We start from the raw sequence: 11,933 nt of genomic DNA on the forward strand, positions 1-11,933 counted from the left end.
GGAACTAACTCTTGATGTAGGGCTTGCCGGACGCGGCGGGCCCGCGCGACTGCCCGACCAGGCCTGCCACGGCGAAGATCGTCACCACGTACGGCAGCATCAGCAGGAACTCGCTCGGCACGGGTGAGTCGATCGCTCCGAGCGTGTTCTGCAGGTTCGACGCGAAGCCGAACAGCAGCGCCGCGAGCGTCGCCTTGATCGGGTCCCACCGGCCGAAGATGACGGCGGCCAGGGCGATGTAGCCGGCGCCCGCGGTCATGTCCTTCGTGAACGGCCCGACCGCGTCGAGCGTGAAGTACGCCCCGCCGAGACCGGCGATCGCACCGGCGAGGGAGACGTTCCAGAACCGGGTGCTCGTGACGTTGATGCCCACCGTGTCGGCGGCCTGCGGGTGCTCGCCGACGGCGCGGAGCCGCAGCCCCCAGCGGGTCTTGAACAGCCCGAAGGTGACCACCGCGACGGCGATGTAGGCGAGGTAGACCACGACGGTCTGCTCGAAGAACACCGGTCCGATGACCGGGATCTGGTGCAGCAGCGGGATCTCGACCTTCGGGAACCGGATGCCGATGTTGAGCGTCTCCTCGTTCGGGGAGAGCACCTGCGAGTACAGGAAGCCGGTCAGGCCGGAGATGAACGCGTTGATGACGACACCGACGATGACCTGGTCGACCAGGTACTTGATGCTGAACGCCGCGAGGACGAACGACACGAGCATGCCGGCGACGAGCGCGGCGACGAGGCCGACCCAGGGCGACCCGGTGATCGACGCGACCATCGCGGAGCTGAACGCACCGGCGAGGAACTGGCCCTCGATCGCGATGTTCACGACGCCGACCCGTTCGGAGATGACGCCGCCGAGGGCACCGAACACGAGCGGCACGCTCAGGCTCAGCGCGCCGAGCAGCAGGCCGGGGATCGGCAGGGACGAACCGGCGGCGGCCCAGGTCAGGAACCCGACGACGAACACCACCGCGAAGACCGACGTGACCCACAGCGCGACCCGGCGCAGCGCACGCGTCTCGATGAACGCGTAGACCGTCAGGATCGCGAGCAGGACGATGACGACGATGCCCGTCCCGAGCGCGGGCAACGGGACGTTCGGCAGCGCGAAGAAGTCACCGGCGTTCGCCAGGCGGAACGTGGTGGTGCCGGAACGCGGCAGCAGGCCGAACAGCACGATCGCGATGAGCGTGAACACGCCGTACCCGATCGGGAGCTTCCAGCTCCTGGTGGTCTCGAGCGGGCGGTCCGCGAGCGGCGACGCGGGGGCCGCGGTGGGGCTGAGGGTGCTCATGCGGCGACCGCCTTCTTGCTGGTCTTGTTCGTCTTCGTGCGCTTGCGGGCGCCCGGCTGCGGGATCCGGAAGATCGCGCGGACGAGCGGCGGCGCCGCGATGAAGAGGACGATGAGGGCCTGGATGACCCCGACGATGTCGATCGGGATGCCGTTGGCGGCCTGCATGGCGTAGCCACCGTTCTTCAGCACGCCGAACAGGATGGCCGCCCAGAACACGCCCCACGGCTTGGAACGGCCGAGCAGGGCCACCGTGATGGCGTCGAAGCCGATGCCGGCGTCGATGCCCGAGGTGAAGCCCGACGTGACGGCGCCCTGCACCTGGTAGGCGCCGGCGATGCCCACCAGGGCACCGGAGATCAGCATCACCCAGATGGTCAGCGACGGGACGCTCATGCCGGCCACGCGGGCGGCACGGGGGTTCTCACCGATGGTGCGGAACCGGAAGCCGAGGGACGACTTGTTGACGAGCCACCAGACCACGACGACCGCGAGGATCGCGACGATGAACCCCAGGTCCACGCCGTACCGGACTCCGAAGAGCTGCGGCAGCAGGGCGCTGTCCTTCGTGGGGGGCGAGATCGGGTTGCTGCTGCCCGGGGCCTGCAGCAGGCCCGGGGTGCGGAGCAGGTAGCTGACCAGGTAGAGCGCGACGTAGTTGAGCATGATCGTGACGACCACCTCGTTCGCACCCGTCCGGGCCTTCAGCACCCCGACGATGCCACCCCACACGGCGCCGCCGACGATGCCGGCGAGGATCGTGAGCGGGATGTGGACCGCGGCGGGGCCGTCGAACGAGAACCCGACCCACCCGGCGGCCGCGGCCCCCATCAGGATCTGGCCCTGGCCGCCGATGTTGAACAGTCCGGCGCGGAACGACAGCGCGATCCCCAGGCCCGCGGCGATGAGCGGCACCGAGTAGTCGACGGAGCGCGTGAGCGGCCCGATCGCCTGCTGGAACGAGTCCGCGCCGAAGTTGAACACCGAGCCCTGGAACAGCGAGGCGTACGCGCCGCCGACCGCGGTGCCGACCGCCTGGAGCATGTCCGTCGGGCGGGCGAAGAAGTACCCGGCGGTGGCACGGACGTTCTCGTCCGTCACCGCGATGAGGATGCCGCAGGCGACCAGCGCGAGGACGACGGCGAGCACCGTGACGAGCACGGAGCCGTTCAGGATCCCCTGCAGGGCGGCGTGCCAGCGGTCGCCGCCGGCGCCGTTGCGGCGCTCGGTGTCCGCTGCCGAGTCCGTCATCAGGTGCGGGGTCGACTCGACCTCCTGCAGACGGTCGTCGGTGAGCGGGGCGTCGGCGGTGTCGTTCGCCGCCGGGGCCGGCTGCTGCGTGTTGTCTGGCGGTGGGGTGGTCACGCTGCCAGCTCCGTTCCGGTCGTGGGTGTGGCGTGGATCTCGCCGGCCGAACCGGTCATGCGGCCAGCTCCGTTCCGGTCGTGGGTGTGGCGTGGATCTCGCCGGCCGAACCGGTCATGCGGCCAGCTCCGTTCCTTCAGGGATCTCCCCGGCCATCATGAGGCCGAGGACGTCGCGGGGGGTGGTCGCGGGGACGATGCCGACGATGCCACCGCGGTACATCACGGCGATGCGGTCGGCCAGTGCGACGACCTCGTCGAGCTCGGTGGAGACGACGATGACCGGCACACCGGTGTCGCGGGTGGCGACGATGCGCTTGTGGACGAACTCGATCGAGCCGACGTCGATGCCGCGGGTGGGCTGCGCGGCGACGAACAGCCGCAGTTCGCGGCTCAGCTCGCGCGCCAGGACGATCTTCTGCTGGTTGCCGCCGGACAGCCGACCGGCAGCGGTGGTGCGACCAGGCGTCCGGATGTCGAACTCGGCGATCTTCTCGTCGGCGAACGCGTCACGCTCCGCCGACCGGATGGTGCCGGCGCGGACGAACTCGGCGTGGTCGGCGCGGTCGAGCATCAGGTTCTCGGCGATGGTGAACTCGCCGACCAGGCCGTCCTCCTTGCGGTCCTCGGGGACGAAGCCGACGCCCGCGTCGAGCACCTGCTTGACGCTCCGGCCGGTGAGTTCCTTGCCGTCCAGGGTGATGCGGCCACCGTGCGCGGGCTCGAGGCCCATGATCGCCTCGGTGAGCTCGGTCTGCCCGTTGCCCTGCACCCCGGCGATCGCCAGGACCTCGCCGCGACGCACCGTGAAGGAGACGTCGTCGACGAGCACGATGCCGGACGGGTCGGTGACGGTGAGGTGCTCGACGACCAGGGCGTCGTCGCCACCGGTCGAGGGTTCCTTGTCGACCACGAGCGAGACGGCGCGGCCGACCATCAGCGCGGCCAGCTCGTTGTTCGTGGCGGTCGGCGAAGCTTCGCCGACGACCTTGCCGAGGCGGATGACCGTGATGCGGTCGGCGACCTCGCGCACCTCACGGAGCTTGTGGGTGATGAAGACGATGGCGGTGCCGGCTTCGCGGAGCTGGCGCATGATGCCCATCAGCTCGTCGGTCTCCTGCGGGGTGAGGACGGCCGTCGGCTCGTCGAACACCAGCACGGAGGCATCGCGGGACAGCGCCTTGATGATCTCGACGCGCTGCTGCACACCGACGGGCAGGTCCTCGACCTTGGCGTCCGGGTCCACGTCGAACCCGAAACGGTCCGAGATCTCCTGCACGCGCTTGCGGGCACCGGCCAGGTCGAGACGGCCACCGAAGGTCGTCTGCTCCTGCCCGAGCATCACGTTCTCGGCGACCGTGAACACGGGCACGAGCATGAAGTGCTGGTGCACCATGCCGATGCCGGCGCGCATGGCGTCACCGGGGCCGTCGAAGTCCTGCACCACGTCGTCGAGCAGGATCTCGCCCTCGTCGGCGTCGTACAGGCCGTACAGGACGTTCATCAGGGTGGACTTGCCGGCGCCGTTCTCACCCAGGAGGCAGTGGACCTCACCCGGCTCGACGGTGAGCGAGATGTGGTCGTTGGCGACCAGGGCGCCGAACCGCTTGGTGATGCCGCGGAGTTCGAGCTTCATGTTCGGGAGTCTATTTCTGTCTCGCGCGCGCCACGCGGGCGCACGCTGTCGCGTGCACCCTGCGGAAGCACGGTCTGGCGCGCACCCTTGGGTGCACGGTCTGGGGGTGCACCCTGGGGATGCACGGTCTGGGGTGCGCCACCTGGGCGCACGAGAACGCGGGCGAGGGATGCTCCCCCGCCCGCGTTCACCGGGTCAGGACTGGGTCTTGACCTTGATCGAGCCGTCGATGATGCCGGCCTTCACGTCGTCGAGCTCGCCCTGCAGGCCCTTGTCGACCTTGGACTCGAAGTCGTGGAACGGAGCGATGCCGACGCCGTCGTTCTTCAGGGTGCCGACGTACGGCTCCTTCGAGAACTTGTCGTCAGCCGCCTGCTCGACGACGTCCTTCACGGCCGGGCGCATGCCCTTCTCGACCGAGGTGAAGGCGATGTCCTTGTAGCGGGGGTCGGCCTCGTAGAGGTCGCTGTCCGCGCCGATCAGGACGGAACCGTTGTCGGCGTCCTTGATGGCCTCGGCAGCGGACTGGTAGATCGGGCCACCGACGGGCAGGATCACGTCGGCGTCCTGGTCGAGGAGCGTCTGCGCGACCGACTTGGCCTGCGTGCCGGCCTCGAAGCCACCGGTGAAGGAACCCTTGCCGGTGTCGACGTTCCAGCCGACGACCTTGACGTCCTTGTCCTTCTGCTCGTTGTAGTACTTCACGCCGTCCGCGAAGCCGTCCATGAAGATGGTGACGGTCGGGATCTGCATGCCGCCGAAGGTGCCGACGACGCCGGTCTTCGAGTACGACGCCGCCGCGTAGCCGGCGAGGAACGCGGCCTGCGAGGTGTCGAACGTGATCGGCTTGACGTTCTTGGCGTCGATCGAGTTGTCGTCGATGATCGCGAAGTCGGTGTCGGGGTTCGCAGCGGCCTGCTTCTTCGTCGCGTCGGCCAGGTTGAAGCCGACGGTCACGACGAGGTTGCAGTTCTGGCCGATGAGCTGCTCGATGTTCGAGTCGTAGACGGTGGCGTCCTTGGACTCGGCTTCCTTGTAGGTGGCGCCGAGGTCCTTGGCGGCGTCCTTCATGCCCTCGTAGCCGAGCTGGTTGAACGACTTGTCGTCGAACCCACCGGCGTCGGAGACCATGCAGGGGCGGAAGTCGGTCTTCTTCGCCGTTTCGGTGGTGGACGGCGCCGAGGCACAGCCGGCCAGGACGGCGACGGTGCCGGCGAGCGCGAGGCCGCTGAGGACGACCTGTCGGGTACGAGATGTCACGGGTTGGTTCCTCCGGGGAGCGTGCCCGGACCACGTGCGTTCCGGGCGATCGTGGCGACAGTACACGACCGTCGGGTCGGTACAGGACCCGTTGCGGGGGTCCCGTGGATCGGTTACGGGATCGCGACCCCGCCGAAACGCGCCCGTAACGCGGGGTCGCCCGCTCACCCCCAGTTCGAGGGGTTTGTCGGTGGAGCGCTACAGGACGTCGCCCCGGCCGCTGATCTTCAGGGCATCCACGACACCCTTCACCCGCTGGGCGTTCGCGCTCGTGGTGACGAGCAGGGCGTCCGGGGTGTCCACGACGACGATGTCCTCGACGCCGATGAGCGAGATGAGTCGCTGGCTGTGCGAGATCACGATGCCGCTCGACGAGTCCGCCAGGATGCGCGCACCGTCCCCGAGCACCGCGAGGTTGTTCGGTCGCCCACCGGACTGCAGCTTGGCGAGCGAGGCGAAGTCGCCCACGTCGTCCCAGTCGAAGTCGCCGGGCACGACGGCCATGCGACCAGCAGCAGCAGCGGGCTCGGCGACTGTGTAGTCGATCGCGATCTTCTCGAGCGTGGGCCAGACCGCGTCGACGACCGCGCCGCGCGCCGAGGTGTCCCAGGCGTCCGCCAGCTCGTTGATGCCGGCCAGCAGGGTCGGGTTGTTCCGGCCGATCTCCTCGAGCAGCACGTCGGCGCGGGCGATGAACATGCCAGCGTTCCACAGGTACGTGCCCTGCTCGACGTACGAGCGGGCGGTGTCCAGGTCGGGCTTCTCGACGAACGACCGGACGGCGTGCGCGGTCGGTGCGCCCTCGATGTCCAGGGTGTCGCCGTGCGCGTGGATGTAGCCGAAGCCGATCGCGGGCTCCGTCGGCGTGATGCCGATGGTCGTGACGTAGCCGGCGCGTGCGACGGCGACGGCTTCGCGGACCGAGCGGCGGAAACCGCGTGCGTCGCCGATGACGTGGTCGGCCGCGAAGGACCCGATGACGACGTCGGGCTCGCGGCGCACCAGGATCGCCGCGGCCAGGCCGATGGCCGCCGTCGAGTCCTTCGGCTCGCTCTCGAGCACCACGTTGTGGTCCTCGACGCCGGGCAGCTGCGACTCGACCGCGACGCGGTGCGCACGGCCGGTGACGACCATGATCCGCTGGTCGCCGGCGAGCGGCGCCAGGCGGTCCCAGGTCTGCCGCAGCAGCGAGGTGCCGGAACCCGTCAGGTCGTGCAGGAACTTGGGTGCGTCCGCGCGCGACAACGGCCACAGGCGCGATCCGATGCCCCCTGCGGGGATGATCGCGTAGAAGTCTTCGAGAGCGTCAGCCACGCGCTCACCGTACCGGTCCCACCGGGCGGATCCTGGGTGGTCTCCGCACGATTCCCGCATGCGGCCTCCCGCAGGGCTCCGTCCGGCGTCCGCACCGGAGGGCGTCGCGTTGTTCACCCGGCGCGCGCGTCCCGTTCACGTCGTCGGCCCCGTCGGGTCACGTCACGCCCGGAGCATGGGCAGCACCATGAGCGCACGCAGCGTGGAGCGCGGCACGTCCCCCCGGACCGTCGCCGTCGTGACCGAGAGCTTCCTGCCCACCCTCAACGGCGTGACCACGAGTGTCCTGGCGGTCCTCGACCACCTGGAACGACGTGGTCACCGCGCGGTCGTGATCGCCCCGGACACCCCCGGACTCGCGCAGTTCCGCTCGCGCAGCGCGGTCGAGCGCTACCGCTCCTTCGACGTCCACCGTGTCCCTGCGGTCGCCTACCGGCAGTTCCCGGTGGCGCTCCCCCACCCGGTGCTCGACACGATCCTCGCCGCCTCCGGCGCCGACGTGCTCCACGCCGCGAGTCCGTTCCTGCTGGGTGGGCGCGCGATCACGGCGGCCGGGAGGCTCGGCATCCCCTCCGTCGCCGTCTTCCAGACCGACGTTGCCGGGTTCGCCCGCCGCAACGGCCTGACCGCGACCGTCCCGTTGGTGCGGAAGATCCTCGGACGCATCCACGCGGGCGCCTCGCTGACGCTCGCCCCGTCGAGCGCGACGGCCGCGATGCTCGCCGAGGACGGCGTACCGCGCGTCGCCCGCTGGGGTCGCGGCGTCGACACCGAACTGTTCCACCCCGCACGCCGGACGTCGGGGCACGTGCGCGCGCTCCGCCGCCGGCTCGCCCCGAACGGCGAGACGATCGTCGGGTACGTCGGTCGCCTCGCCCCGGAGAAGGAGGTCGAGCGACTCGCCGAACTCGGTGGTGTCCCGGGCATCCGGGTCGTCGTCGCCGGCGGCGGTCCGTCGCGGGCGATGCTCGAGCGGCGGCTCCGGCACCTCGAGGTCACCTTCACCGGCCCCTTGCGCGGCGACGCCCTCGCCGACGCGTACGCAGCACTCGACCTGTTCGTGCACACCGGTCCGGCCGAGACCTTCGGGCAGACCCTGCAGGAGGCCCACGCCTCCGGCCTACCGGTGATCGCACCGGCGTCCGGCGGCCCGCTCGACCTGGTCGCCCCGGGGCTCGACGGGGAGCTCTACGACGCCGACGCACCCCAGGCACTGCGGTACGCCGTCCTGCGGCTGCACCACGACCGCGCCCTGGCCGAGCGGATGGGTTCGGCCGGTCGGCTCCGCGTCGAGGGGACCACGTGGGAGGCCGTCGGCGACCAGCTCCTCGACCACCACGACACGGCCCGGACCATCGGCGCGCCGCCCGTCGGACGGGGCCTCCGGGCAGGTCGGGACGAGAAGGTCAGCGCTCGCGCATAGGATGGGTCGTGTTCCACACGAACACGAACGGCAAGGGCTCGCCGATCGGGCGAGCCCGTCCTATGGAAGGACGAGCTCATGGCTGAGCACACCGGCGGGGGTACGGCGACGGCGGTGCCCGACGTCTCGATCGAAGCGCCCAGGGCTTCTCGGACGCCACAGGGCACGCTCTACCGCGGATCCATCGGGATGTGGTCGTGGGTCCTCCACCGCATCACCGGCGTCGCGATCTACTTCTTCCTGCTCGTGCACATCCTCGACACGGCACTCGTGCGGCTCTCCCCCGAGGCCTACAACGCCGTCATCGGCACGTACAAGACCCCGATCATGAACCTCGGCGAGATCGCGCTGGTGATGGCCATCGTGTTCCACGCGTTCAACGGCCTGCGGATCATCCTGATCGACTTCTGGCCCAGGGGCCCGAAGTACCAGCGGGCCATGTTCTGGATCGTCATGGTCCTGTGGGCGGTGGCGATCGCGGGCTTCCTGCCCCGCCAGCTCATGAACCTCGTCGCGGACTTCAACTGAGGGGCACGGACATGACCACGCAGATCGTCGAACCTCCCCGCTCGGCAGCGGCCGCCCGGAGCACCACCAACTGGGAGAAGTGGGGCTGGATCTACATGCGCGCCTCGGGCGTCCTGCTCGTCGTGCTGATCTTCGGCCACCTCTTCGTCAACATGGTGGCGGGCGAGGGCGTCAAGCAGATCGACTTCGCCTTCGTAGCCGGCAAGTGGGCCAACCCGTTCTGGAAGGTCTGGGACTCGCTCATGCTGGTCCTCGCCCTCATCCACGGCTCGAACGGCATGCGCACCATCGTCAACGACTACGTGTCGAAGCCGGGCATCCGCAAGACGCTCCTCATCGCGATCCTGGCCGCCTGCGTCGTGCTGATCGTGCTCGGGCTCCTCGTCTGCTGGACCTTCGACCCGTGCCCCGCCGGCGCAGCTGCCGCCGACCTGCCGTCCTTCTGCCCGGCGCAGTAGCACCACCACCGTTGCTGCCCGCGTTCCCACCGTCTACGGAAAGACCCCTGTGACCGAGACCACCGTCCACCACCACCAGTTCGACATCGTCATCATCGGCGCCGGAGGCGCGGGCATGCGAGCCGCGATCGAAGCCGGCCCGAAGGCGAAGACGGCCGTCATCTCGAAGCTCTACCCCACCCGGTCGCACACCGGTGCGGCGCAGGGCGGGATGGCCGCAGCCCTCGCGAACGTCGAAGAGGACTCGTGGGAGTGGCACACCTTCGACACGATCAAGGGCGGCGACTACCTGGTCGACCAGGACGCCGCCGAGATCCTCGCGAAAGAGGCGATCGACGCCGTCATCGACCTCGAGAACATGGGCCTGCCGTTCAACCGCACGCCCGAGGGCAAGATCGACCAGCGGCGTTTCGGTGGGCACACCCGCGACCACGGCAAGTCCCCGGTCCGCCGGGCCTGCTACGCCGCCGACCGCACCGGGCACATGATCCTGCAGACGCTGTTCCAGAACTGCGTGAAGCTCGGCGTCGAGTTCTACAACGAGTTCTACGCACTCGACCTCATCATGGTCGACGTCGTCGGCGAGGACGGCGTCACCCGCCAGCAGCCGGCCGGCGTCGTCGCGTTCGAGCTCGCGACCGGTGAGCTCCACGTCTTCCACGCCAAGGCGATGATCTTCGCGACCGGCGGCTTCGGCAAGATGTACAAGACCACCTCGAACGCGCACACCCTGACCGGCGACGGCGTCGGCATCGTCTGGCGCAAGGGCCTGCCGCTCGAGGACATGGAGTTCTTCCAGTTCCACCCGACCGGCCTCGCAGGGCTCGGGATCCTGCTGACCGAGGGTGCCCGCGGTGAGGGCGCGATCCTCCGGAACGCCTCGGGTGAGCGCTTCATGGAGCGGTACGCCCCCACCATCAAGGACCTCGCTCCGCGTGACATCGTCGCGCGCTGCATGGTGCAGGAAGTGGCAGAAGGTCGCGGCGCCGGTCCGAACAAGGACTACGTGCTGCTCGACTGCACGCACCTGGGTGCCGAGGTCCTCGAGACGAAGCTGCCGGACATCACCGAGTTCGCCCGGACGTACCTCGGTGTCGACCCCGTCGTCGAGCCGGTCCCCGTCATGCCGACCGCGCACTACGCGATGGGCGGGATCCCGACGAACGTCAAGGCCGAGGTCCTGTACGACAACACCACCGTCGTCCCCGGGCTGTACGCCGCCGGCGAGTGCGCCTGCGTCTCCGTGCACGGCTCGAACCGTCTCGGCACGAACTCGCTGCTCGACATCAACGTCTTCGGCAAGCGCTCGGGCAACAACGCCGCCGAGTGGGTCCAGACCGCCGAGTTCCTCCCGCTGCCGGAAGACCCGGCTGCCGGCGTCCGCGGCATGCTCGACCAGCTCCGCGCCTCCACCGGCACCGAGCGCGTCTCTGCCCTCCGCAAGGAACTGCAAGAGGAGATGGACAAGAACGCGCAGGTGTTCCGCACGGACGAGTCGCTCGCCCGTGTCACCGAGACCCTGCACACACTGCGCAACCGTTTCATGCAGGTCTCCGTGCAGGACAAGGGCAAGCGGTTCAACACCGACCTGCTCGAGGCCGTCGAGCTCGGGTTCCTGCTCGACCTGGCCGAGGTCGTCGTCTACTCCGCACGCAACCGCAAGGAGAGCCGCGGCGGACACATGCGCGACGACTACCCGAAGCGCGACGACGAGAACTACATGCAGCACACCATGGCGTACCTGACGGGCGACCCGCACTCGTCGCTCGCCGACGACCACATCACGCTCGACTGGAAGCCTGTCGTCATCACGCGGTACCAGCCGATGGAGAGGAAGCTACTGAGATGACCGACACCCTGGTCTCCGAAGCACCCCGCACCGACACCGTGCAGGACGCCCCTCCCGGATCCTTCTCCGTCACGGTCATCGTCCGTCGCTACGATCCCGACGTCGACGACGAGCCGCGCTGGCAGGACTTCGACGTGATGATGCTGCCGACCGACCGCATCCTCGATGCCCTGCACAAGATCAAGTGGGAGCAGGACGGGTCGCTGACCTTCCGCCGTTCCTGCGCGCACGGTGTCTGCGGCTCCGACGCGATGCGCATCAACGGTCGGAACCGTCTGGCGTGCAAGACCCTGATCAAGGACCTCGACGTCTCGAAGCCGATCTACGTCGAGGCGATCAAGGGCCTGCCGCTCGAGAAGGACCTCGTCGTCGACATGGAGCCCTTCTTCCAGAGCTACCGCGAGGTGCAGCCGTTCCTGCAGTCCTCGTCGGCCCCGACGCCCGGCAAGGAGCGTGTGCAGTCCGTCGCCGACCGCGCCCGCTTCGACGACACCACGAAGTGCATCCTCTGCGCGGCGTGCACGTCGTCCTGCCCGGTGTTCTGGACCGACGGGCAGTACTTCGGCCCCGCCGCGATCGTGAACGCCCACCGCTTCATCTTCGACTCCCGCGACGACGCCGCGAACGTCCGTCTCGACATCCTCAACGACAAGGAAGGCGTCTGGCGCTGCCGGACCACCTTCAACTGCACCGACGCGTGCCCTCGCGGAATCCAGGTGACGAAGGCGATCTCCGAGGTCAAGCAGGCGATCATGCGGGGTCGGGCGTAGTCCCGGCTCCGTCCAAGCTCCGCACCACGCCGACCGAT

At 69.2% G+C, this 11,933-nt stretch carries 10 protein-coding genes; 5 read left to right on the forward strand and 5 right to left on the reverse strand.

Going from position 1 to position 11,933, the window contains the following annotated elements:
* Positions 1–4: 4 nt before the first annotated feature.
* The 5 genes from MXD64_RS11765 to MXD64_RS11785 form a co-directional block, all read right to left on the reverse strand.
* Positions 5–1,294: an ABC transporter permease gene (locus MXD64_RS11765; RefSeq protein WP_017888745.1), complete on the reverse strand. Its 1,290-nt coding sequence runs from the start codon at positions 1,292–1,294 to the stop codon at positions 5–7.
* Complete coding sequence (locus tag MXD64_RS11770) at positions 1,291–2,658, reverse strand: ABC transporter permease (RefSeq protein WP_083389422.1); 1,368 nt, start codon at positions 2,656–2,658, stop codon at positions 1,291–1,293. Before MXD64_RS11770 ends, MXD64_RS11765 begins: the two co-directional genes overlap by 4 nt.
* A gap of 114 nt (positions 2,659–2,772) precedes the next feature.
* Positions 2,773–4,293 carry an ABC transporter ATP-binding protein gene (locus MXD64_RS11775; protein ID WP_017888743.1) on the reverse strand — a complete coding sequence of 507 codons (1,521 nt, stop codon included), beginning with the start codon at positions 4,291–4,293 and terminating at the stop codon, positions 2,773–2,775.
* A gap of 195 nt (positions 4,294–4,488) precedes the next feature.
* Complete coding sequence (locus tag MXD64_RS11780) at positions 4,489–5,553, reverse strand: BMP family lipoprotein (RefSeq protein ID WP_017888742.1); 1,065 nt, start codon at positions 5,551–5,553, stop codon at positions 4,489–4,491.
* Between the two features lie 198 nt (positions 5,554–5,751).
* Positions 5,752–6,867: a mannose-1-phosphate guanylyltransferase gene (locus tag MXD64_RS11785; RefSeq protein WP_017888741.1), complete on the reverse strand. Its 1,116-nt coding sequence runs from the start codon at positions 6,865–6,867 to the stop codon at positions 5,752–5,754.
* A gap of 187 nt (positions 6,868–7,054) precedes the next feature.
* Between MXD64_RS11785 and MXD64_RS11790 the strand changes: the two genes are divergently transcribed.
* The 5 genes from MXD64_RS11790 to MXD64_RS11810 all read left to right on the forward strand — a co-directional run bounded on the left by MXD64_RS11790 (position 7,055) and on the right by MXD64_RS11810 (position 11,895).
* Positions 7,055–8,290, forward strand: coding sequence for a glycosyltransferase family 4 protein (locus tag MXD64_RS11790; protein WP_263136486.1), 1,236 nt, complete (start codon positions 7,055–7,057; stop codon positions 8,288–8,290).
* 78 nt (positions 8,291–8,368) lie between these two features.
* Positions 8,369–8,818, forward strand: a complete 450-nt coding sequence (gene sdhC / locus MXD64_RS11795) for a succinate dehydrogenase, cytochrome b556 subunit (protein WP_263136487.1) — start codon at positions 8,369–8,371, stop codon at positions 8,816–8,818.
* 11 nt (positions 8,819–8,829) lie between these two features.
* Positions 8,830–9,276: a succinate dehydrogenase, hydrophobic membrane anchor protein gene (gene sdhD, locus MXD64_RS11800; RefSeq protein ID WP_056070803.1), complete on the forward strand. Its 447-nt coding sequence runs from the start codon at positions 8,830–8,832 to the stop codon at positions 9,274–9,276.
* 49 nt (positions 9,277–9,325) lie between these two features.
* Positions 9,326–11,125 (forward strand): succinate dehydrogenase flavoprotein subunit, encoded by a 1,800-nt coding sequence (gene sdhA, locus MXD64_RS11805; RefSeq protein WP_263136488.1) that lies wholly within the window; start codon positions 9,326–9,328, stop codon positions 11,123–11,125.
* Complete coding sequence (locus tag MXD64_RS11810; protein WP_263136489.1) at positions 11,122–11,895, forward strand: succinate dehydrogenase iron-sulfur subunit; 774 nt, start codon at positions 11,122–11,124, stop codon at positions 11,893–11,895. The genes sdhA and MXD64_RS11810 overlap by 4 nt, the downstream gene beginning before the upstream one ends.
* Positions 11,896–11,933 lie beyond the last annotated feature (38 nt).

The organism is Curtobacterium sp. Arg-1, from assembly GCF_025643395.1.
In the GTDB taxonomy this organism is placed as follows: domain Bacteria; phylum Actinomycetota; class Actinomycetes; order Actinomycetales; family Microbacteriaceae; genus Curtobacterium; species Curtobacterium poinsettiae.